The sequence below is a fragment of the Streptomyces sp. NPDC029138 genome (genome assembly GCF_055564375.1).
Map to the genome: position 1 here is coordinate 332,035 of NZ_JBVHWM010000003.1, position 22,836 is coordinate 354,870.

General features: G+C 73.7%; 18 protein-coding genes. 9 read left to right on the plus strand and 9 right to left on the minus strand.

Features of this window, described 5'->3' with window-relative positions; genetic code table 11:
* Positions 1-483 precede the first annotated feature (483 nt).
* Positions 484-1,860, plus strand: coding sequence for an MFS transporter (locus tag ACZ4WH_RS05525; protein WP_468176853.1), 1,377 nt, complete (start codon positions 484-486; stop codon positions 1,858-1,860).
* A 155-nt stretch (positions 1,861-2,015) separates the two neighbouring features.
* On the opposite strand, the gene ACZ4WH_RS05530 is transcribed toward ACZ4WH_RS05525, so the two are convergent.
* The 4 genes from ACZ4WH_RS05530 to lnt all read right to left on the minus strand — a co-directional run bounded on the left by ACZ4WH_RS05530 (position 2,016) and on the right by lnt (position 7,068).
* Positions 2,016-3,935, minus strand: coding sequence for a helix-turn-helix domain-containing protein (locus tag ACZ4WH_RS05530; protein ID WP_468176855.1), 1,920 nt, complete (start codon positions 3,933-3,935; stop codon positions 2,016-2,018).
* A gap of 76 nt (positions 3,936-4,011) precedes the next feature.
* Entirely contained in the window at positions 4,012-4,833 is an 822-nt protein-coding gene (locus ACZ4WH_RS05535; RefSeq protein WP_468176857.1) for a 3-hydroxybutyrate dehydrogenase, read from the minus strand.
* 54 nt (positions 4,834-4,887) lie between these two features.
* The gene (locus ACZ4WH_RS05540) at positions 4,888-5,367 is read right to left on the minus strand and encodes an NUDIX hydrolase (RefSeq protein WP_468176859.1); all 480 of its coding nucleotides are present in this window, start codon (positions 5,365-5,367) and stop codon (positions 4,888-4,890) included.
* 90 nt (positions 5,368-5,457) lie between these two features.
* Entirely contained in the window at positions 5,458-7,068 is a 1,611-nt protein-coding gene (gene lnt, locus ACZ4WH_RS05545) for an apolipoprotein N-acyltransferase (protein WP_468176861.1), read from the minus strand.
* Positions 7,069-7,415: 347 nt separating this feature from the next.
* Between lnt and ACZ4WH_RS05550 the strand changes: the two genes are divergently transcribed.
* Positions 7,416-8,387 (plus strand): O-antigen ligase family protein, encoded by a 972-nt coding sequence (locus ACZ4WH_RS05550; RefSeq protein ID WP_468176863.1) that lies wholly within the window; start codon positions 7,416-7,418, stop codon positions 8,385-8,387.
* A gap of 60 nt (positions 8,388-8,447) precedes the next feature.
* On the opposite strand, the gene ACZ4WH_RS05555 is transcribed toward ACZ4WH_RS05550, so the two are convergent.
* Positions 8,448-8,993, minus strand: coding sequence for a hypothetical protein (locus tag ACZ4WH_RS05555; RefSeq protein ID WP_468176865.1), 546 nt, complete (start codon positions 8,991-8,993; stop codon positions 8,448-8,450).
* A gap of 105 nt (positions 8,994-9,098) precedes the next feature.
* Entirely contained in the window at positions 9,099-9,884 is a 786-nt protein-coding gene (locus tag ACZ4WH_RS05560) for a glutamate racemase (protein WP_468176867.1), read from the minus strand.
* A 39-nt stretch (positions 9,885-9,923) separates the two neighbouring features.
* Here ACZ4WH_RS05560 and ACZ4WH_RS05565 point away from each other — a divergent pair, with 39 nt between their 5' ends.
* Positions 9,924-11,117, plus strand: a complete 1,194-nt coding sequence (locus ACZ4WH_RS05565) for a glycosyltransferase (RefSeq protein WP_468176869.1) — start codon at positions 9,924-9,926, stop codon at positions 11,115-11,117.
* Between the two features lie 6 nt (positions 11,118-11,123).
* Here ACZ4WH_RS05565 and ACZ4WH_RS05570 read toward each other — a convergent pair whose 3' ends face one another.
* A complete protein-coding gene (locus ACZ4WH_RS05570; protein WP_468176871.1) occupies positions 11,124-12,353 on the minus strand; it encodes a TerD family protein in 1,230 nt (409 codons plus the stop codon).
* A gap of 294 nt (positions 12,354-12,647) precedes the next feature.
* Here ACZ4WH_RS05570 and ACZ4WH_RS05575 point away from each other — a divergent pair, with 294 nt between their 5' ends.
* From ACZ4WH_RS05575 to ACZ4WH_RS05590, 4 genes are all read left to right on the plus strand, one after another.
* Complete coding sequence (locus ACZ4WH_RS05575) at positions 12,648-13,082, plus strand: DUF6643 family protein (protein ID WP_468176873.1); 435 nt, start codon at positions 12,648-12,650, stop codon at positions 13,080-13,082.
* A gap of 44 nt (positions 13,083-13,126) precedes the next feature.
* Complete coding sequence (locus tag ACZ4WH_RS05580; protein WP_468176875.1) at positions 13,127-13,951, plus strand: MOSC domain-containing protein; 825 nt, start codon at positions 13,127-13,129, stop codon at positions 13,949-13,951.
* A gap of 201 nt (positions 13,952-14,152) precedes the next feature.
* Positions 14,153-14,758 (plus strand): Rv1733c family protein, encoded by a 606-nt coding sequence (locus ACZ4WH_RS05585; RefSeq protein ID WP_468176877.1) that lies wholly within the window; start codon positions 14,153-14,155, stop codon positions 14,756-14,758.
* A 229-nt stretch (positions 14,759-14,987) separates the two neighbouring features.
* Positions 14,988-17,426: a right-handed parallel beta-helix repeat-containing protein gene (locus ACZ4WH_RS05590; RefSeq protein WP_468176879.1), complete on the plus strand. Its 2,439-nt coding sequence runs from the start codon at positions 14,988-14,990 to the stop codon at positions 17,424-17,426.
* Between the two features lie 69 nt (positions 17,427-17,495).
* On the opposite strand, the gene ACZ4WH_RS05595 is transcribed toward ACZ4WH_RS05590, so the two are convergent.
* Positions 17,496-20,309 (minus strand): hypothetical protein, encoded by a 2,814-nt coding sequence (locus tag ACZ4WH_RS05595; protein ID WP_468176881.1) that lies wholly within the window; start codon positions 20,307-20,309, stop codon positions 17,496-17,498.
* Between the two features lie 260 nt (positions 20,310-20,569).
* Between ACZ4WH_RS05595 and ACZ4WH_RS05600 the strand changes: the two genes are divergently transcribed.
* Complete coding sequence (locus tag ACZ4WH_RS05600; protein WP_468176883.1) at positions 20,570-21,403, plus strand: DeoR/GlpR family DNA-binding transcription regulator; 834 nt, start codon at positions 20,570-20,572, stop codon at positions 21,401-21,403.
* Positions 21,404-21,471: 68 nt separating this feature from the next.
* A complete protein-coding gene (locus tag ACZ4WH_RS05605; RefSeq protein ID WP_468176885.1) occupies positions 21,472-21,945 on the plus strand; it encodes an SRPBCC family protein in 474 nt (157 codons plus the stop codon).
* Here ACZ4WH_RS05605 and ACZ4WH_RS05610 read toward each other — a convergent pair whose 3' ends face one another.
* A complete protein-coding gene (locus tag ACZ4WH_RS05610; RefSeq protein WP_468176887.1) occupies positions 21,946-22,737 on the minus strand; it encodes an enoyl-CoA hydratase/isomerase family protein in 792 nt (263 codons plus the stop codon). It lies immediately after the preceding gene.
* Positions 22,738-22,836 lie beyond the last annotated feature (99 nt).

Here is a 22,836-nt window from a genome sequence, read left to right on the forward strand (position 1 = left end):
GGCTGGTAGAGCAACAAGACCGTGACCGTCGATGGCGCGACGGTCAGCGGGCCGTGACCGAGCAGCCAGCCGCGCCAGCGTGGTCATCGAGCCCGTCCTCGGACTGCTGACCGAAGCCCGGTCCGCCACCCGCACGATCGGGAACGGTACGCCGACCGTTCTCCAGGGCCAGCGCAACCTCTCCCGCGCCCAGTGGAGGCGATGCAACGGTCCGAAAGATTCTGGTTCAACGCAGGGTAGTCAGCACCAAGTCAGCACGGGAGCCAGCACCGCACCGTCGAATTACCCCTAACTACGCATCTCGGACATTACTGATCTCGACCACTTCCGAGCCCCTGAAGCACCCTCCCTGGCCCGGCATGGTGGCCGCACGCATAGGCAAGCCACGAACTATGTTGCCCCACCACATGTGCGGCTGACCTGCATGTTTCTACGGTGTGCCGACACGTACCCGTCCCCACCGCACACGAGGAAGTGGCGCACATGGCCTCCGGAACCACCGCTCCCCCACCCCCCGCCAGCCTCCCCAGAATCGTCGCCGCCAGCCTCATCGGCACCACCATCGAGTGGTACGACTTCTTCCTCTACGGCTCCGCCGCCGCGCTGGTGTTCAACAAGTTGTTCTTCCCGGGCTCCGACCCGCTCGTCGGCACGCTGCTGTCGTTCCTGACGTACGCCGTCGGCTTCGCGGCCCGGCCGCTGGGGGCGCTCGTGTTCGGGCACTACGGTGACCGGCTGGGGCGGAAGAAGCTGCTGGTGCTGAGCCTGCTGCTGATGGGCGGGGCCACGTTCGCCATCGGGCTGCTGCCCACGCACGCCACCGTCGGCACCGCCGCCCCCGTGCTGCTCACCGCGCTGCGGCTGGTGCAGGGCTTCGCGCTCGGTGGCGAGTGGGGCGGTGCGGTCCTGCTGGTGTCGGAGCACGGGGACGCGCGGCGGCGCGGCTTCTGGGCCTCCTGGCCGCAGACCGGCGCGCCTGCCGGGCAGTTGCTCGCGACCGGTGTGCTGTCGCTGCTCACCGCCGTCCTGTCCGACGACGCCTTCGGCACCTGGGGATGGCGGATTCCGTTCCTGCTCTCCGGGGTGCTCGTGCTCGTCGGTCTGTGGATTCGTCTGTCTGTCGATGAATCGCCCGTCTTCAAGGAGGCGTTGGAGCGGGCCGAGGCGCGGCGGGACGGCGCGAAGGAGAAGCTGCCGCTCGTCTCCGTGCTGCGGCACCACTGGCGGGACGTGCTGGTGGCGATGGGCGCCCGCATGGCGGAGAACATCAGCTACTACGTCATCACCGCCTTCATCCTCGTCTACGCCACCACCTCGGCCGGCGTCTCCAAGCAGACCGCGCTGAACGCCGTACTGATCGGCTCCGCCGTGCACTTCGCCGTCATCCCGGCCTGGGGCGCGCTGTCCGACCGGGTCGGGCGGCGGCCCGTGTATCTGCTGGGCGCGGCCGGTATCGGGGTGTGGATGTTCCCCTTCTTCGCGCTCGTGGACACCGGCTCGTTCGGGTACCTGATCCTCGCCGTCACCGTCGGACTCGTGCTGCACGGCGCCATGTACGCGCCCCAGGCCGCGTTCTTCGCCGAGATGTTCGCGACCCGGATGCGGTACTCGGGCGCGTCCATCGGCGCCCAGTTCGCCTCCGTGGCGGCCGGCGCGCCCGCCCCGCTCATCGCCACCGCGCTGCTCGCGGACTACGACAGCTCCACCCCGATCGCGCTCTACGTGATCGCCGCCGCCGTGCTGACCCTGATCGCGGTGGGTGTCGCGCGGGAGACACGGCACCGCGATCTGGCCCAGGTCGACGGTGAGAGCGGGGAGCCCTCCGGGGCGAGCCCGGCCGCCGCGGCACGGACCGTCTGAGCGCGCCACCGCCCACAGCCGTACCGACGGGCCGCCGCCCGCATTCGTACCGACGCACTGAGCGGCCCGCGCCCGTCGCATTCGTACCGACACAGTGACCGGCTCCCGCGCAGTGCATTCGTATCGACCTACTGACCGGCCCCGCGCGGGGCCGGTCAGTGCCGTCCCGGTGTCGCCAGCCGGTGCAGTCGCAGGGCCAGTTGGATCTCCAGGGCCCGCGCGGGCGTCTGCCAGTCCTCGCCCAGCAGGCGGCCCACGCGCTCCAGCCGCTGCGCCACCGTGTTCACATGGACATGCAGCGCGTCCTTGGTGCGCGCCGGGCTCATCCCGCCCTCGAAGTAGGCGTCCAGAGTGCGCAGCAGTTCCGTGCCGCGCCGCTCGTCGTACGACACCACCGGGCCGATGGTCCGCTCGACGAACCCGGCGATGTCCCGTTCGCCCGCGAGGAGCAGGCCGAGGAAGCCGAAGTCCTCGGCCGCCGCGCCGTCCCCGGACCGGCCCAGCAGGTGCAGCGCGTCCAGGCAGCGGCGGCCCTCGGCGTAGGCGGCGGCCACGGTCTCGGGGTGCCGGGCCAGGTCGGTGACGGGGGCGGACGCACCGACCGTGACCGGCTGGTGGACGGCCGTGCCCAGATGGCGGGCGGTGCGGCGGGCCACCTCCGTGGCGGTGTCGCCGGAGCCGAGCGGCAGCAGCAGGACCGTGCCGCCGTCGCGGGCCGCGGCCAGGCCGTGCCGGGTGGCCGCGAGGTGGGACGCGGCGGACCAGAGCCGGCGGCGGGCCGCGGCCTCCTCGTCGGCGTCGGCCGCCGGGCCGTCGAGGCGGGCGGCGAGGACGACATGGGTGGCGTCCAGGTCCGCCTGGAGACGGCTGGCGCGTTCACGCAGCAGCCGGGGGTCCCGGTCACGCGCGTCCAGCAGATCGTCCAGCAGCTCGCCGCGCACGCGCTGTTCGGCCTCGGCGGCGGAGCGGCGGGCGAGCAGCAGCAGGGAGGTGACCATCGCCGCGCGCTCCAGGGTGCGCTGGTCGACGGGGTCGAGGCCGGGGTGGCCCCGCAGGACCAGCGCGCCGAGGAGTTCTCCGCCGGCGGCCACCGCGGCGATCCAGTCGCTGCCGTGCCGTACCGCGTGCCCCTCCGCGCGCGAGGCCTCCAGTGCCTCGGCCGGTGCCGCCACGGCCTCGGTGAACTCGACGGTCCCGGCGAGGACCTGGGAGACGGCGGCGGCCACGTCATGGACTCCGCCGCCGCGCAGGACGAGTTCGGCGAGCCGGTCGTGGACCTCGGACGCGCGCTCGATGACGGCGCTGCGGTCGCGGATGATCTCGTTGGCGTGCTCCAGGCCGGCCAGGGCGGCGCGGGTCTCGGTGAGCAGGTTGGCGGTGTCGATGGCCGCCGCGGCGAGCGCGGCGAAGGAGCCGAGCAGGGCGATCTGCTCGCGCTCGAAGACCCTCGCGCGCCGGTCCGCCGCGAACAGGACGCCGATCACGTGCGGGCCGAGCATCAGGGGGACGCCGAGGATGGCGACCAGGCCCTCGTCGCGGACACCGGCGTCGATGGTGAGGGTGTGCTGGAAGCGGCCGTCCTGGAAGTAGTCGTCGGTGACGTACGGCCGCGCGGTCTGGGCGACGAGTCCGCCGAGCCCTTCTCCCATGCCGAGGCGCAGTTGCTGGAAGCGGGCGGAGACGGAGCCCTCCGTGACCCGCATGTAGGTGTCGCCGCGGGCCGGGTCGTTGAGGCTGAGGTAGGCGACGTCCGTGCCGAGCAGGGAACGGGCGCGCTGCACGATCGCCTGTAGGACGGCGTCAAGATCGCGGAGTCCGGCGAGGTCGTGGGCGGTCTCGAAGAGCGCCGACAGCTCCGCCTCGCGCCGTCGGCGGCCCTCCAGCTCCGCGCGTACACGCAGGGCGAGCAGTCTCGCCTCTTCCAGCGCGGCGATGCGGCCGGCCGGCTCGCCCTCGGCTCGGGCGCGCAGCACGGGCTGCTCGTAGGCCTCGGCGGAGGCGTCGCGGGCCAGCAGGTCGAGGTACGGGGCCTCGGCGCTGGAGCTGGGTACCGACTGGAGGTGATCGCGGGACATGGTCACAGGATTCCGTATCGGCCACCGGGACCGGCAGCCCTGTGGAAAACTCCCGGAGCCGGTGCCGCCGGGCCGGTCAGTGGGCCGTCCACCCGCCGTCCAGGACGAGCGAGGTGCCGGTGACGAAGGACGCCTGCGGGCTGCACAGGTAGGCCACGGCCTCGGCGACCTCCTCGGGTTCGATGAGCCGCCGCACGGCGCTGTCCTTCAGCAGGACCTCGGACAGCACGCGGTCCTCGGGGATGCCGTGCGCCTGTGCCTGGTCGGCGATCTGCTTCTCGACCAGTGGGGTGCGCACATAGGCCGGGTTCACACAGTTCGAGGTCACTCCATGGGCAGCGCCCTCCAGGGCGGCCGTCTTGGACAGGCCTTCGAGGCCATGTTTGGCGGCCACATAGGCGGATTTGAAGGCCGAGGCACGCAGACCATGGACGGAGGACACATTGACGATCCGGCCCCAGCCCTGTGCGTACATGTGCGGGAGGGCGCCGCGGATGAGGCGGAAGGGTGCCTCCAGCATCACGGTGAGCACCGTGTGGAACACCTCGGGCGGGAAGTCCTCGATGGGCCGCACGAGTTGGAGTCCGGCGTTGTTGACCAGCACGTCGGTGCCGGCGGCGGCGCGTTCGGCGGCGTCCAGGTCGGTGAGGTCCACGACCAGCGGTGAGACGGTGCCCGTCAGGTCGCCGGTCCGCTCCGCCTGCTGGGCCAGCTCGGCCAGGCCGGCCGCGTCCCGGTCGACGGCGCGCACCGCGGCCCCGGCGGCGGCCAGCCGCAGCGCGCAGGCGCGGCCGATGCCACTGGCGGCACCGGTCACGAGGGCGGTGCGGCCGTCGAGGTCGAGGCTGAGGGGCTGGGTGCGGGGGCCGGGACCGGTCAGGGGGGTGGGCGAGGTCATGTGCCGACCCTAAGCGGCACGCCACGGTCACCACATGTGGCGACCACCCATACTTCAGCCAGCAGTCGTAGGGTCAAACCATGTGGGTGCATCCGACATGGCTTGCTTGATCCGGAACAGCCCGAACTCATGCAATGCGGGCAGCGCGTCCACCGTGAACCAGCCGACCTCCAGCGACTCGTCGTCGTTGACCCGGGCCTCGCCGCCCACGGCCCGGCAGCGGATGGTGATGTCCATGTACTGGCACATGTCGCCGTTGGGGTAGGTCATCGGCTCCAGCGCCTGGACCAGGACGACCCGCTCGGCCACGCAATGCACCGCCGTCTCCTCGAAGACCTCCCGCACCGCACAGGCCGCGGGCTGCTCGCCCGGCTCCGGGATGCCGCCGATCACCGACCACTTGCGCGTGTCGGACCGCCGGCCGAGCAGTACCCTGCCCTCGTCGTCGAAGACGATCGCGGTGACCCCGGGGAGCCACAGCAGCTGTTGACCGGCGGTGGTCCTGAGCGTGCGAATGAATTCGGGAGTAGCCATGATCCCGACCCTAACGGGCCGGTGCGCCCGGTCAGGGCCGGTTCAGGGGTCGTATGACGGTCATACGGCGGTCGTACGGGACGCGTACGGCTACGCGTCACCGGCGCGCCGGGCGCGCAGGCCGGACCCGACCGCCCAGCCGATCCCGCCGGCGGCGACCAGCACCAGTGCGATCTCCGGGAGGATGCCCAGCTCGGTGGCGGGGGTCGTGGACGTGCGCAACGGCACCTTCTGGACGAGATAGGCGGGCACGAACATGCCGGTCTTCTGGGTGATCCGCCCGTCCGGCATGATGACGGCGCTGACGCCGCTGGTCACCGGCACGGTCACGGTGCGGCTGTGCTCGACGGCGCGGACGCGGGACATGGCGAGCTGCTGGTACGTCATCTCGCTGCGGTCGAAGGTGGCGTTGTTGCTCGGCACGGAGATCATCTCCGCGCCGTGCGTCACCGTGTCCCGCACGGCCCAGTCGAAGGCGGCCTCGTAGCAGGTGGCCAGGCCCACCTTGACGCCGTCGATGCCGAACACGCCCGGCTTGCCGCCCCGGCTGAAGTCCTGGCGGGCCATCTCGGTCCAGCTCTTGTTGATCGCGCCGACCAGCGAGCGCAGCGGAAGGTACTCGCCGAAGGGCTGGATCTGCCGCTTGTCGTAGGTCTGCGTCGGTCCCTTGACCGGGTCCCACAGGATCTGCTCGTTGAGCAGCTTGCCGTCCCGCTCGACCACGCTGCCGACGGAGATGGGCACGCCGACGTCCTTGGCCGCCTGCTCGATGACGGCGGCGGCGTCCGGGTACTCGAAGGGGTCGATGTCGGAGGAGTTCTCCGGCCACAGGACGTAGTCCGGCTTGGCGACCTTGCCCGCCCTGACGTCGGCGGCGAGCTTGTGCGTCTCGCGCGCGTGGTAGTCGAGCACGGCCCGCCGCTGGGCGTTGAACTCCAGCCCGGCGCGCGGCACGTTGCCCTGGATGAGCGCCACGGTCGCGGTGCCGTCCTCGGCCTTGTCGCTCACCAGCGCGCGGGCGGCCACCGCTCCCGCCACCGGTACGGCGACGCTGAGCAGCGCGGCGGCCGCGGCGGCGCGCCGCACGACCCGGTTCCGGCGCCGCTCGGCGATCAGCCGGCCGGCCTCGTACAGGCCGAAGCCGCACAGCACGACCGCGAAGCCGAGCACGGGGGTGCCCCCCACCGCGGCGAGCGGCAGGAAGACGCCGTCCGCCTGACCGAACGCGACCTTGCCCCAGGGGAAGCCCTGGAAGGGCACACGCGCGCGTGCCGCCTCGCCGGCCGTCCACACGGCCGCGGCCCACACCGGCCAGGCGGGCAGCTTGGAGACGGCGGCGACACCCACGCCGACCAGCGCGACGAAGACCGCCTCGATCGCGACCAGCGCCAGCCAGGGAAGAGGGCCGACCTCCACGCTGGTCCACACCAGCAGCGGCAGCAGGAAGCCGAGCCCGAAGAGGTAGCCGAGGCCGAGGGCGGCCTTCCGGCTCCGGCCGCGCAGCACCCAGCCGAAACCGGCGAAGGCGGGCAGGGCCAGCCACCACAGGGTGCGCGGCGGGAAGCTGACGTAGAGCAGCACTCCGCAGAGCGCGGAGGCGGCGGCCGGGACCAGGCGCAGCAGCCGGCCGCCGCGCGCGCCCGAGGCGGGGCGCGGCTGGAGCTGGTCCGACTGGTCCACGGAAGTTGCGGTGACGGTCACCCGGGTGAGTGTACGGCGGGTGACGTCACGGCCGACAGCGCGGTCGGGCCCCGTACACCGGCGTTCGTCGCTGGTGAGCGCCTGGGGCCCGCCGTGGTGGGGCGGTCTCCACCACGCGGCGGAATCACGGTGTTGCTCCGCGCCTCGTCCCCAAACCGGTCATGAGCCGTTACGGTGTGCCCAGCTTCGGCGGCGCGGCCGGATCCGGCGCGCGGTCGTGGCCTGCCACAGGTCGGGGGACCGGGTACGAGGGGCGACGGGTGGGGTCGACGGGGACGGGGTCCGCGACCGGTGCGTACGGTGCGGATGCCCACAGCACGCGAAGAAACGTTTCCGACGGGACGGGCATGATCCTGTTGGGGGCCTGCGCCGGGTGGTCGCTGATCACCGCCGCGGCCCACGACGGCCGGCCCGAGGGCATGCTGCTCGCGGTGCTCGCCGTGGCCGCCGGGTATGCCGCGGGCCGGGTCTCCGGTGCGCTGCTGCCGGTCGCCGCGCCCTGCGCCGGTGCCGTGGCGGGACTCGTCCTGGCCGTGACACTCCCCGGGCTCTCCCCCGGTCCCTGGTACGCCGCCCCGCTCGGACTCGCGGGCGCCACGGCCGCCCTGCTGGCGCTGGCCACCGGGGCCGCGTGCTGTGCCGCCTGGGCGACGGCCGTACCGGCCCTGCGGCTGGCGCTGCGGGCGCTGGCCTGCGCCGTCGTGGCGGCCGGGGTGGCGCTGGGGTCGACGGCGGGCTGCGCGGCCAGCGCGGCGGTCCTGCTGTGTTCCCTCGCCGCCGGCTCGGCGCGCAACCGGGGCGCGTGGCTGGCGGGGACGGCCGTGGCGGCGGGCCTGGTGGCGGCGACGATCTGGGCGGTCGCCGGCGACGCGCTGCCCGGCGGCCTGACCGGCGCGCTCGAAGGCCGGTTCACCGCGCACCGGGTCCGACTGTGGCGGGACGCCCTGTGGCTGGCGGGCCGGAACAGCGGTCTCGGGATCGGCCCCGGCCGGTTCGGCGACCTGAGCCCGGGGACACCGCGGACCCTGCTGGCCGACGGCAAACCGCACTCGGCCCTCCTGCAACAGGCGGCCGAACAGGGCTTGGTCGGGGTGTTCCTGCTGGTCGCCGTGTTCTGCTGGGTCCTCCACGCGCTGTGGCGCACCCCGCGCCCCACCCCGGTCGCCCTCACCGCTGGCGCGGCCCTCGCGGCGCTGGCCGGTCTCGCCTCGGTGAGCAACGCCCTCAGCTTCACGACGGTGACGTCAGGCGCGGCCCTCCTGGCCGGCTGGGCCACGGCGCGACCGTGGACGGGCGAGACGGCGACACCGAGACCCTGAACAGGGGGTCGGTGGGCGCTATGCGTACGAACTCCTGGCGCGGGCCCCCGGCCAGACGGGTCAGGCCGCCGTCCCCGGCTTGATCGTCCGCAGGCGGTCCCTGATGGCTCGTACCGCCGCTTCGGCGTTGTCCACGGTGATCGTGAACGTGTGGCCGTCCCACAGACGCAGCACGATGCCCTCGCCACGGCGTACGACGACCGCGGTGCCCTTCTCGGGGCGCCAGCGGTAGCCCCAGCCGCCCCAGTGCCGGGGGGTGACGAGTGCGGTGAAGTCGGCGCCGGCCACGTGGGAGAGCGGGATGCGGCGGCGCGGCAGCCCCATGTGCCCGCAGCGCACTTCGACGCACTCCTTGTCGAGCTTGAGGTCGACGTGCACGAAGGCGAGCGTGCCGAAGAGGACCAGCAGGCCGGCCGCGATGCAGCCCACGACCGACATCACGAGCGGGGCGGTGCCGGAGCCCCAGGCCGAGTCGACGGCCAGTTCGATGCCGAGCGCCATGCAGGCGGCACCGACCAGCGCCAGCAGCCATTGGACCCGGTTGGTGGCGCGTCCCGTCCAGACGTCCGGGTGCGGGGTGTCGTCGGCGTCGGGGTGGTCCCTCATGTTTACGAGGTTACTCAGGTTTCGCTGCGCGGGTAGGGCGTGGCACGGGGTCACTGGCCCGGCCGGGGCACGGCGGACCGGACGGCCGGGCCGGTTCCGCGCCGGTCAGCGGACGGGGCTGACGGCCTGGAGGAAGCGGCCTTCCTCGTAGGACAGCGCCGTGTCCGGGAGGGTTGCCTCGCGACCGCTCAGCAGCACCGTGAGAGTGGTGTCGGCGACGGCGGCCGGAACCGACTCCGCTCCGATGCGGCGCAGGGCCTGGGCGGCCACCGCTCCGGCGGTGCCGTGCAGGATGAGGGGCGGGCGGCCGGGCTGCTGGACGGCCGCCCGGATGCGCTCGGCGACCAGCTCGTAGTTGGTGCAGCCGAGGACGACCGTGGTGACGTCGTCGGGGGTGCGGGCGGCGGCCGAGGCGATGGCGGCGTCGATCGCCGCGTCGTCCGCGTGGTGCACGGCGTCCGCGAGGCCGGGGCAGGCCACCTCGGTCACGGCCACGCCCGCGGCGAACTGCTCGATCAGCCCGCGCTGATAGGCGCTCCCCGTGGTGGCCGGGGTGGCCCAGATCGCGACGGGTCCGCCGCCCGCCGCGGCCGGCTTGATCGCCGGAACGGTACCGATGATCGGCAGGTCCGGCTCGAAGCGGGCCCGCATCGCCGGCAGGGAGTGCACCGACGCCGTGTTGCAGGCGACGATCAGGACATCGGGCTCGTGTGCGGCGGCGGCCTCGGCGACGGCGATGGCCCGCTCGGTGATGTCCTCCGGGGTGCGCGGTCCCCAGGGCATTCCTACCGGGTCCCACGACAGGACGAGATCCGCGTCGGGTCGCAGTCGACGTACCGCGGCGGCGGCGGGCAGCAGGCCGATTCCGGAGTCCATGAGCGCGATCTTCACCCGGCCACGATAGACGATGCGTCCTCGTGAGCCGGTCGGGTGGGGCAGACTGCGGCCGTGAGCGCCTTCCTGTGGATCACCGTCGTATCACTGGCCGCCTGGTGCTGGCTGCTGCTGGGCCAGGGCTTCTTCTGGCGCACGGACGTCCGGCTGCCGAAGCGCCGGGACCCGGACGTGTGGCCGTCGGTCTGCGTGGTCGTGCCGGCCCGCGACGAGGCAGCCGTGCTGCCGGCCGGCCTGCCGTCGCTGCTGACGCAGGACTATCCGGGGCGGGCCGAGGTCTTCCTGGTGGACGACGGCAGTACGGACGGCACCGGGGACCTGGCCCGAGAGCTGTCCCGGCGGCACGGCGGGCTGCCGCTCACCGTGGGATCGCCGGGTGAGCCGCCGGCGGGCTGGACGGGCAAGCTGTGGGCGGTGCGGTACGGCATCGGGCTGGCACGCGCGCGTGAACCCGAATATCTGTTGCTGACGGACGCCGACATCGCGCACGCGCCGGACAGTCTGCGCGAGCTGGTGGCGGCGGCCCACGCCGGCGGCTTCGACGTCGTGTCGCAGATGGCGCGGCTGCGGGTGGCGAGTCTGTGGGAGCGGCTCGTGGTTCCGGCGTTCGTGTACTTCTTCGCGCAGTTGTATCCCTTCCGGTGGATCGGCCGGCCCGGCTCACGTACGGCCGCGGCGGCGGGCGGCTGTGTCCTGCTGCGCGCGGACATGGCGGAGAGGGCGCGCATTCCGGAGGCCATCCGGCACGCCGTCATCGACGACGTGGCGCTCGCGCGCGCGGTGAAGGGCTCGGGCGGTCACGTCTGGCTGGGGCTGGCCGACCGGGTGGACAGTGTGCGCCCCTATCCGCGGCTGCGCGACCTGTGGCGGATGGTCTCGCGCAGCGCCTACGCCCAGCTGCGGCACCATCCGCTGCTGCTCCTCGGTACGGTCGCCGGGCTCGCCCTGGTGTACCTGGTGCCGCCGGCCGCCGTGGCCGTGGGCGCGGCCGGCGGGGCCGCGGGGGTGGCGCTCGTGGGGGCCGCGGCGTGGGCGGTGATGGCGGGGACGTACGTGCCGATGCTGCGCTACTACCGGCAGCCGCTGTGGCTCGCCCCGCTGCTGCCGTTCACGGCGTTCCTCTATCTGCTGATGACGGTCGACTCGGCCGTGCAGCACTACCGCGGGCGCGGGGCCGCGTGGAAGGGCCGCACCTACGCCCGCCCGGACGCCGTCGCGGACGAGGGCTGAGCCGGGTCACTTGCGGCCGGGCGTCCAGTTCATGCCCCAGCCGTAGGCGCGGTCTATGGTCCGCTGCGGGCTCGATCCGCGTTCCGGCACCAGATACCGCGCCTCGCGCTGGACGAGCAGGTCGTCGCCGGTGTTGGTGATCAGCGCGAGTGCGCACACCGGGGAGTCGACGGTGCACTCGTCCAGCGAGAACTCGATGGGGGCGCCGTGCTGCGGCAGGAGGGTGACGGTGGCGTGCAGGTCGGCGAAGGAACGGGCGCCCTCGTAGATGGTGACGAAGACGAGGATGCGCCGGAAGTCCTGCTTGTGGTCGAGGTTGATGGTGAGGTTCTCGCCGGCCGCCAGGGCTCCGGTGCGATCGTCGCCGTCGAGGTGGATGTACGGCGGCCGGTGGAGCGAGCCGAAGGCGTTCCCGAGGGCCTGTACGACTCCCTTGCGGCCGTCGGTGAGTTCGTACAGCGCGCACAGGTCGAGGTCGATGTCGCCACCGCCGCCCCATCGGCCGCCCCAGCCCGTGGACTGTTTACGTGTCTGCCAGTTGAGGTTCACCCGCATCGCGCCGGAGGTGCCGCCCTGCTTGGCCAGCGAGACGGACGGGGCCGCCTTGGTGAGGGTGACCTTGGAGAGCCGGACGGGCTGGGCCGGGGGCGGCGGGGCCGGGGCGGGACGCGGTGGGGTGGTGACCTGGGCCGGCGTCGTGGGCGGCGCGGTGTGCTGCGGTTCGTCCACGGTGATGCCGAAGTCCGTTGCGAGGCCTTCGAGTCCGCTGCTGTACCCCTGGCCGACGGCACGGAACTTCCAGCCGCCCTGGCGGCGGTAGAACTCGCCGAGCACGAAGGCCGTCTCGACGGTCGCGCCGGGGCTGTCGAAGCGGGCGACCACCTGGCCGGAGGCGGCGTCGGTCACCTCGATGGAGAGGTCCGGGACCTGCCCGAAGGTTCCGCCGTCCGCTGAGGCGGCGAGGACGATCCGTTCGACGGCGCCCTCCACGCGCGCGAGGTCGGCCAGCAGGGTGTCGGTGACCCGTCCGCCGGCCGTCCGCTTGCCCTCGTGGCGTACCGCGCCGGAGGAGTGGGCGGGCTGGTTGTAGAAGACGAAGTCCCCGTCGGAGCGGACCTTTCCGGCGACGAGCAACAACGCCGAGGCGTCGGCGTCCGGCACCCCGGGGCCGGACCGCCAGCCCACCTCGACGCGCAGCGCCGTGGTCGGCACCGGCGTGTTGGATCCTTTCGGCATTGGCATGTCCGCCCCCATCACGTGTCGGCTTCCGGGTCTGGCCCCGCGCGCGTGTCATCCCTACCCGCACAACCTATTCCCGGGTACGGGCCACGCCCATGAACGGCACAGGAAGATCGCCGGTCAACCGCCGGTAACCCCGGAGGAACTCGGCCTTTACATGATCCAAACGTGGATCGGCGTCCCTTTTTGCCGAGTTCGCTCGGATTGAGGATCCCAGGCTCCTGCCGACACGGAAAACAACCCTCTTATCGGTCTCCCCAACCAGCACATCGTGGGCTTAACTTATGTGCCATGACCTCCCCCCGCTCCACTTATGGTGGCGGCTACTACTCCGCCTCCTTCCCGGACACCCCGATCTACGACTCGCTCGTCGCCGAGCGGGGCACCCCGCAGATCGCCCCGATCCGGGTCCCCGCCGCCTACGACACGGGCAGCAGCCTGCCCGCCCTGCCGTCGGCCCTCCCCGCCCTCCCGGCGGCCCCGGCCCAGCAGCAGCCCCCCGCCTACGGCTACCCGCAGCAGCCCGCACCGTTGCAGCAGGCGCCCACGGCGTACATCCCGCAGCAGGCGAGCGCCCCGCGCGGCTACCCCGGTCCGCAGGCCCCGCAGCAGCAGCGGCCGATGGCGCCGGGCAACGGGTACGAGACCATGCGTCCGGCCGCGCCGCGGCCCGCGCCGGCTCCCTACCAGGATCCGTACAACAACCAGCAGTACCGCGGTTACTGACCGGCGCGCCCCTGCTGTCGGTGTCGCCTGGCACGATGGACGGCATGGGATACGCCGAAGTGGAGTCGATCCACGTCCACCCGGTCAAGGCGTTCCGGGGCGTCTCGCCCCGGGAGGCCGTCGTGGAGCCCTGGGGCCTGGCCGGTGACCGACGCTGGACGCTGATCGACAACGGGGGAAAGGTCGTCACACAGCGCGAGCAACCGCGCCTCGCACTGGCCGCCGCCGAGCCTCTGGCCGGCGGCGGCGTTCGTCTGTCCGCGCCGGGCCTGCCGCCGCTGACGGTCGAGGTGCCGGAGCCGACGACGACCGTGCCGATGAACGTGTTCGGCACGAAGGTGGAGGGGGTCCCGGCCGCCCCGGCCGCGCACGCCTGGTGCGGCGCCTACCTGGGGGCCGAGGTCCGCCTGGTGCACATGGACGACCCGGCCACCCGCCGCCCGGTCGACCCCGAGTACGCCCTGCCCGGCGAGACGGTCAGTTTCGCCGACGGCTATCCCCTGCTGGTCACCACGGTGGCCTCGCTGGACGCCCTGAACTCCCTGATAGCGGAGGGGCCGAACGCCCACGAGGGCCCGCTGCCCATGAACCGTTTCCGGCCGAACGTCGTCGTCGCGGGCACCGAGCCGTGGGCCGAGGACCAGTGGACGCGGATCGCCGTCGGCGAGGTGGTCTTCCGGGCCCCGAAGCCGAGCGGACGGTGTGTGGTGACCACGACCGACCAGGCCACGGCCGTACGCGGCCGGGAACCGCTGCTCACCCTGGCGCGCCACCGCAGGATCGGCGGCAGGCTGCTCTTCGGTCAGAACCTGGTGCCCCTCTCGCCCGGCACGATCAGGGTCGGCGACCCGGTGCGGGTGCTCGAGTAGGGACCGGCGCGCGCACAGCCGTCGATGACGATCCGCCGGCCGGGAACCGGGGGTCGGGTCCCGGTCGTTGAGTGAGCGTGAGAAATTCGTGAGGGGCCGCGTGCGTCAGGTACCGCGGCGGACGTGACGGCTCTCTCCCGGTCCGGTCCGGGGGCGAGCGCCGATGCCGGGGATCATGACGGACCGGGAGGGGGTGGGGACATGCGAGCACTCAGTGGGCTGTGGCGCTGGCGGCAGAATCCGCTGCGCCGCGCGACCGATCTGGCCGAGGCGTGGGTGGCCCTCGTGGCGCTGCTGCTCATCGCCGTGGCCGCGCCCGTGACCGGCTGTCTGGTCGGTGCCGCCGCCCAGGACTCGCTCCAGCGCTCCGTACGGCAGCAGCAGCACACGCGCCATCTGGTCACGGCCACCGTGGTGCGGGACATGGGCGGGGCCCTGCCGGAGACCGACCCCGACACCACCTCCGCGCGCGACACCGGCAGCCGTGTCCTCGCGGACTGGACCGCGCCGGACGGCACCCGGCAGCACGGCCCGGTCCTGGCGGACCTCAAGTCCCCGCACCGAGGGGACCGCTTCCGGCTCTGGACCGACCCGCACGGCCGAATAACGACCCGCCCGCTGGACTCCGCCACGGCGACGACACACGCCGTTCTCGCCGGACTCGGCGCGGCGCTGCTGACCGCGGCCCTGGTCGAGTGCGGCCGCCGCCTGACCGTGTGGCGCCTGGTCCGCCGACGGTACGCGCGCTGGGACCAGGCCTGGGACCGGGCGGGCCCGGACTGGGGCAAGGCGGGCACCGGCAGCTGACGGCCTTCCGGCTCTGGTCAACTCGGTGTGCACGCACGCGCTACGGTGGACCGGCCGAAGCGCATTCGGCGACAACCCGCGGGTGCGTGAACCCCGGGGCGCACAGGTCTCCAGGGCGCGGAAGCGCTCACGCCCCGGGGGCCGAGCACGGTCGCGGTCCGGGCACCGGCGGCAGCGCCCCGGCGGGCAGCGAGCCATCAGTACGACGAGGTGGGGGCACAGCAACGCCATGGCACAGGGCACGGTCCAGGTGACGCACACCGGTACGTCGCGGTGGCGGCGCCGCACGGGTGAGTACGCTTCGCTCGCCGCCGCCCTGGAGGCCGCCGCCGACGGCGACGTCCTCACCATCGCCCCCGGCACCTACCGGGAGAACCTCGTCGTCCAGCGGGCGGTGACACTCCGTGGGCCCGAGGGCTCACCCGGCTCGGTGCGGATCGCTCCGGTGGACGGGGTTCCGCTCACCGTGCGGGCGTCGGCCGTCGTGCAGGACCTGCACGTGGAGGGCCAGGACGCGGCGGCGCCCGCGCTGCTGGTCGAGGAGGGCACGCCCGAGCTGTTGGACGTGCGGATCGTCACCCGGTCCGCCGCCGGCATCGAGGTGCGCGGCGGCGCCCGCCCGACCGTGCGCCGGTGCACCGTCGACAACCCGGCCGGCATCGGCATCGCCGTACTCGACGGCGGGGGCGGGGTGTTCGAGGACTGCGAGGTCGTCGCGGCCGGGCAGGCGGGGGTGGCGGTGCGCGGCGGGGCCCATCCCCGGCTGGAGCGCTGCCGGGTGCACCACGCCTCCGGCACCGGGCTGACCGCGACCGGCGAGAACTCCTCGCTGGAGGCGGTGGGATGCGAGATCTACGAGGTGCGCGGCTCCGGGGTGCAGATCACCCAGCGGGCGACCGCGCACCTGACCGACTGCGATGTGCACCGCACCACCGCCGACGGCATCACCCTGGACACCGACGCGGTGCTCACGCTCGCCGACTGCCACCTCCACGACATCCCGGAGAACGCGGTCGACCTGCGCTCCCGTTCGGTGCTCACGCTGACCCGGACGACGGTCCGTCAGTTCGGGCGCAACGGCCTGTCGGTGTGGGACCCGGGAACCCGGGTGGACGCCAACCAGTGCGAGATCTTCGACAGCACCGGCGACTACCCGGCGGTGTGGGTGAGCGACGGGGCCACCGCGGTACTGGACTCCTGCCGGGTGCACGACGTGCCGGACGCGCTGTTCGTGCTGGACCGCGGCTCCCGCGCGGACGTCGTCGACAGCGACCTGTCGCAGGTGCGCAACACGGCCGTGTCGGTGAGCGACGGGGCGACCGCGCAGCTGGACGACTGCCGGATCAGGGAGGCGGCCACCGGTGCCTGGTTCCGCGACCACGGCAGCGGCGGCACGCTCAACAACTGCACCCTGGACGGCACCCAGACCGGTGTGATCGTCACCAAGGGCGCCGACCCGACCATCGAGCGGTGCACGGTCGACTCTCCGTCGGAGGCCGGTTTCTACGTCTCCGCGGGCGGCCGGGGCAGCTTCCTGAACTGCCGGGTCACCGGCAGCGGCGGCTACGGCTTCCATGTGATCGACGGCTGCCGTACGACGCTGCGCAAGTGCCGTACGGAGCGGTGCGCGCGCGGGGGGTACGAGTTCGCCGACGGCGGCCCGGACGCGGGGTCCGGGACGGGACCGGTCGTGGAGGACTGCACCAGCGACGAGAGCGGCGGTGTCCGGGCGCCCTCGGTCCGGGAGGCGGCCGTGGAGACGGTGACGCAGCCCGCCGGCCTGCTCGGCGCGCTCCCCGGTCAGCGGGCGGCGGAGCAGGCGCCGCCCGTCGCCGTGGCGGAGCCCGAGAAGCCGCAGCGCGCGTCGAAGGACGTGCTCGGGGAACTCGACGCGCTGGTGGGCCTGGAGAGCGTCAAGCGCGAGGTGCGGGCGCTGATCGACATGATCGAGGTGGGCCGGCGCCGGCAGCGGGCGGGGCTGAAGGCGGCCTCCGTCAAGCGGCATCTGGTCTTCACCGGCTCTCCCGGCACCGGCAAGACGACGGTCGCCCGGCTCTACGGCGAGATCCTCGCCTCGCTGGACGTGCTGGAGAAGGGTCATCTGGTGGAGGTGTCCCGGGTCGACCTGGTCGGTGAGCACATCGGTTCCACGGCGATCCGCACCCAGGAGGCCTTCGAGCGGGCGCGCGGCGGTGTGCTGTTCATCGACGAGGCCTACGCGCTGTCCCCGGAGGACGCCGGGCGGGACTTCGGCAAGGAGGCCATCGACACGCTGGTGAAGCTGATGGAGGACCACCGGGACGCGGTGGTGGTGATCGTCGCCGGGTACACCGCGGAGATGGAACGCTTCCTGTCCGTCAACCCGGGCGTCGCGTCCCGCTTCTCCCGCACCATCACCTTCGGCGACTACGGCCCCGAGGAGCTGCTGCGGATCGTGGAGCAGCAGGCCGACGAGCACGAGTACCGGCTGGCGCCGGGAGCGTCCGAGGCGCTGCTGAAGTACTTCACGGCGATCCCGAAGGGACCGGCGTTCGGCAACGGCCGCACCGCCCGGCAGACCTTCGAGGCGATGGTGGAGCGCCACGCGAGCCGGGTCGCCCAGCTGCCCGACCCGACCACCGACGACCTGACCCTGCTGTACGCGGAGGACCTGCCGGACCTGCCCTGAGCAGTCCGGCCGCCGGGTCGGCAGGGCCGGCCGAGTTTGTCGCGCCCGGGGTCCGTCGGCGGCTCAGTCCTAGGCGCCAGGCTCCGGGCGCTGGCCCGGCACCTCCGGGTGCAGGCGGGTCAGGAGGCGGGCACGTTCGCGGGTGAAGGCGGGGTCCGACTGGTAGTCGGAGTGACCGAGGATCGGGGCCGGGAGCGGGTGGTCCGGGGTGCGGCCGTAGGCGAGGGGGTCCCGCAGGGGCTCGTGGTCCACGTCGGGGCTGGTGTCGTCGGGGACGCGGACGGGGCCGCCGATGGGGTCGGTGCGGCGGTAGAGGTTGCGCCAGCAGTCGATGTCGTGGTGCAGCGCGGCGAGGGCCGGCGGGCCGAAGTGGGCCGGGAACCAGCGGCCGTACAGGCGCTCCAGCGGGGAGCCGTAGGTGAGCAGGGCGACCCGCCCGCGTACGGACGGCGGCAGCTGCCAGGCCGCGGCGGCGGCGAGGACGCTGCCCTGGGAGTGGCCGGACAGCACCAGCCGGCCCCCGGTGCGCCGGGTCCAGGTGGCCATGCGCCAGGTCAGGTCCGGCACGGCGCGCTCGGCGTAGCAGGGAGGTGCGAAGGGGTGGGCGGCGCGCGGCCAGAAGGTGCCGACGTCCCAGAGGATGCCGATGGTGCGCCGCGCCGAGGCGTCCTTGTAGGCGCGCCTGCCCCAGGTCACGAACAGCAGGAAGCCGACGCCGACCAGCCAGGAGCCCAGCGCCTGCGAGGTCTCGGCCACGGCCTGGACCAGGTGGTGGGTGCGGTGGGCCGCCCCGTCGGGCGTCTTCCTCGTGGCCAGCGCTCCGGTCAGCGCGACGGAGCCGAGGACCAGGGTGGTGGCGGTGAGTACGGCGACGACGAGCGGCACCCGGTCGGTGAGGGTGGCCATGGCCCGGGCGTGCGCGATGGCGCGGGTACGGGCGGGGTCCTCGGGCTCGCCGGGGTGCTCGCGGCGGACCCGGTCGCGCTCGGCGCGGGCGAGCCGGGCGGTGTTCAGGGCGAGCCCGGCGGTCAGGAGCAGCAGGACCGCGAGGAGCGGCGGGATGACGGACGCCTGCCAGGTCAGCAGGACGGGTGGGCCGGTGAGCAGGGCGCGGGTGCCGTCCAGCCAGTCGGCGACGCGCTGGGCGACCCCGCCGGAGATCACACCGCCCAGTGCGCAGGCGAGCAGGGCGACGGCGGGACCGCCGAGGCCGCGCATTCCGGCGCGCGGGTCGGGGCGGCGCCGGTGCAGGTACCCGGCCACGGCGGCGAGGGCGACGACGAGCAGGCCCTGGGCCAGCATGAGGGCGCCGAAGGCCGGGTCGCCGGGCAGCCGGCCGGTGGACTGCCAGCCGGGCCGGGACCAGCCGGCGTACACCAGCGCTGACAGCAGCAGGGCGAGCGCGGCGAGCGGCAGGCCGCGTACGAGGTGCCGGTCGAGCCGCTGGTCGAGCCGGTTCTCGCTGCGGCCCCGGCGGCAGACCACCCCGACGACCGCCGCCCCGTAGGCGAGCAGGGCGGCGGCCAGCAGCCAGCCGAGGGCGTCCAGGACCGTGGGGCCGCCGGGCCGGTGGTCGAACCGGGCCGCCGGGGTGGTGACGGCGGCAGCCACCGTGAGCAGACCGGCCGCGGTGTGCGCCGCGCGCAACCGGGCGACCAGACGGCGCCCGTACCAGAAGCCGGGCCGGGCCAGCGCACTGCCGTGGACGGCGAACTCGGGGTCATCGCTGTCCGGCGCGGGTCCACCACTGGTCGAGGCGGGCCCACCACTGACCGGCTCCGGCCCACCACTGACCGGCTCCGGTCCGCCGCTGACCGGCTCAAGCCCGTGCCTGGCCGGCTCCGGTCCCCCGCTGGCCGGGTCGGGCCCGCCGCTGGCCGCCTCCGCTCCGCCGCCGGTCGGCTCCGGCCCGCCGCTGTCAGGCAGCGGTCCACCGCTGGCCGGCTCGGAGCCGCCGATGGCCGACTCGGAGCCGCCACTCACCGACTCGGGCCCGCCACTGGCCGACTTGGGGTCACCGCTGACCGGCTCCGGTCCCCCGCTGCCAAGCGGCGACCCACCGCTAGCCGGGGCGGAGCCGCCACTCACCGACTCGGCCCCGCCGCTGACCGGCTCTGGTCCACCACCGACCGGCTTCGGTCCGCCGTCGGTCGGTTCGGTGGCGGCGGTCAGTGGCCGGTGGGACTCGTAGGCGCTCCAGGTGCGGTGGGAGAGGTACCAGAGCAGGCCGGTCAGCGTGGTCGGCAGTGCCGCCGCGAGGGCCAGTCGGCGGCCGGGGGCGCTCCACCAGCCGCCGGCGGCTGGCGACAGGAAGTCCAGCCAGGAGTGGCGGCGCACGCAGGACTGGACGCCCGCGCACTGCCAGGCGACCAGGTCGAGGGCCACCTCGCAGGCGGCGGCCACCAGCAGCACGGTCAGGGTGAGGGCGGACAGGCGCACCAGGAGGCCGTAGAGCCGGACCACGCGCGGCCGGCCGGGCGCGGCGGGGCGCATCCAGTGGGCGAGGTTCACCACCATGAACGGCAGCAGCAACAGCCACAGGGCACGGCTGCCGTCGCCGGAGGTGAGGTTGCACCAGACGTAGGCCTCCCGGACCGGTCCGCGCCGGGATTCCCGCCCGCGCTCTCCCCCCGCCCCTCCCCCGGCCCCTCTGCCGTCCGGAGCGGCCTCGGTGTCCTCGGCGCGCCGGAAGACGGCGGCCGTGTCGTCGCCGGTGACCCGGACGGTGCGCGGGTCGCCGAGCATCCTCTCCGGCGTGGTCCCGCCGACCCCGTGCACCAGCAGTTCCAGCTCGGTCTCCGGCGGCTCCCCGGCCCGGTCCACGTACTGCCCGGCGGGGCGCTCATCCCGCTGCCCCGCACGACGTTCCTGCGCGCGTTCCACTGTTCTCGCACTTCCCCCGTGACGCCCTGACGTCTGTGCCGTGCGCGCTTCAGGATCTCCGGTCCGGCGGTCGCGTACACCTCTCGTCACGGAATCTCCCCGAACCGTGTGCGTCGGACGGGTCGCGACGCGGTGGCGCAACCGGCACCGACCCGTGAAAAGATGGGACGCCCGCGCACTGCCGGACAGATGGAATTTCCTGGTCGGAGCCGGTACGCCGGGCGTGTCGGACGGATGGCGGCGAAAGGACCGGAGCGTACGTGAGCGAGAATCAGAACCTCCTCGCGGAGCAGCGCCGCGCCCTGATCCTGGACGAGGTCCGGCGCCGGGGCGGGGTGCGGGTCAACGAACTGACCCGCAAGCTCGGTGTCTCGGACATGACCGTGCGCCGCGATCTGGACGCGCTCGCCCGTCAGGGCGTGCTGGAGAAGGTGCACGGCGGCGCGGTGCCGGTGGTCGAGGCGAGCACGCACGAGCCGGGGTTCGAGGCGAAGTCGGGGCTGGAGCTGACCGCCAAGGAGGACATCGCGCGCGCCGCGGCCCGCCTGGTCAGCCCGGGGGCGGCGATCGCCCTGTCCGGCGGTACGACGACGTACGCGCTCGCGCAGCATCTGCTGGAGGTGCCCGACCTGACCGTGGTGACGAACTCGGTGCGGGTCGCGGACGTCTTCCACGCGGCACAGCGCACCTCGGGGCAGCGGCAGGGGTCGGCGACGGTGGTGCTGACCGGCGGGGTGCGCACGCCCTCGGACTCGCTGGTGGGGCCGGTGGCCGACCAGGCGATCGCCGCGCTCCACTTCGATCTGCTCTTCCTCGGTGTGCACGGCATATCGCTGGAGGCGGGCCTGTCCACGCCGAACCTGGCGGAGGCCGAGACCAACCGGCGGCTGGTGCATTCCGCGCGCCGGGTCGTGGTGGTCGCCGACCACACCAAGTGGGGTGTGGTGGGCCTGAGTTCGTTCGCCTCGCTGGAGCAGGTGGACACCTTGGTGACGGACGCCGGCCTGCCCGCCGAGGCGCGCGCGGAGGTCTCCGAGCACCTGCGGGTGCTGGTGGCGGGCGAGCCCGGGGAAGAGGACGGCACAGACATCTGAGGCGCCGTCAGCTAAGGTGACGAAGCTCGGTCAACCGCTCCGCGCAAGTGCACGAGGGGGTTTCGTCCATGGCTCGTCGTCTGCGTCCGGTGGATCTCGACTTCGTCGGGACCGCGCCCGTACGCCTGGTCTTCGCGCGGAACATCTCCGCCTCGCCCGAGCAGGTCTTCCGCGCGCTCGCCGAGGACGTGCCCGGCTGGGCCGAGTGGTTCGCGGCGGTGACGCTCGCCCGGGCCACCGACGGCGGCGCCGGGCGGGAGATCCGGCTCAGGGGCGGGGGGCGGTTCGCGGAGACGGTGCTCGTCGCGAAGGCGCCCGAGGTGTACGCCTACCGCGTCGACAGCACCAACGCGCCCGGGGCACGTGCCCTGGCCGAGGAGTGGCGCCTCACGCCTTGGGGCACCGGCACGCGTGTGCAGTGGACCTTCGCCGCCGACGGGACGGCGCCGTTCCGGTTCGTCCTCACGCTGGCCCGGGCGGGCCTGGGGCGCGCCTTCCGCGACGCGGTGACGTCCTTGGAGGGGTACGTGTCCAGGCGGTGATCAGTCGGCGCCGCGGGTGTGGTGCGCCTCGGACACGACCGCTGCCATCAGTTCCGCGTCCAGCGCCGAGACGTCGGCCAGGCGGGAGGCGGCGGACAGCGAGTTGAGCAGGGTCTTGGTGACGCGCAGCGCCGCCGGGGGGCGGCGGACGATGGGCTTGGCCCAGGCGGCGACGGCCGCGTCCAGCTCGTGAGCCGGGACGACCTTCTGGAGGATGGACAGGGACTGGGCTTCCGCCGCGGTGAACGCCCGGCCGGTGAGGACGAGTTCGCGTACGCGCGCGGCGCCGACCTCGTTGATGAGGCGGGGCAGCAGGCCGCCCCAGGCGGTGGGGAGCCCGAGGGCGAGTTCGGGCAGCCGGAAGGTCGCGTCCTCGGAGCCGACCCGCAGGTCGCAGGCGAGCGCCAGGGCCATGCCCGCCCCGATGACCTTGCCGTGGACGCGGGCGATGGTGACGGCCGGGTTCGCGGTCAGGGCGTCGCAGACGCGCCGCGCCTTGGTCCCCGAGATCCGGATGCCGCTGCCGGTGGGGTCGGCGGCGAGGTGCCGGGCGAACTCGCCGCGGTCCCCGCCGAGGCTGAAGTCGGCGCCGCTCCCGGTGAGCACGAGCACGCGGACCGCCGGGTCCTGGTCCTGGAGGACCGCCAGGAGGTCGTCCAGCAGGGCGTCGGTGACGGTGTTGCCGTGCTCGGGGGTGTTCAGCTCGATGGTGAGGACGGGGCCCTCCCGGTGGGTCCGCAGGGTCTGCCGTACGGGGCCGGCCGGGAGAGCCGTGAGGGGGAGGGCGGTCATGTCGTCGCTTTCGGGGAAGTCAGGTCGTCGCTTTGGGGGAAGTCAGGTAGTCGCCTGGGGACAAGTCGTGTCGGCGCTTCGGGGAAGTCGTCTCGTCAG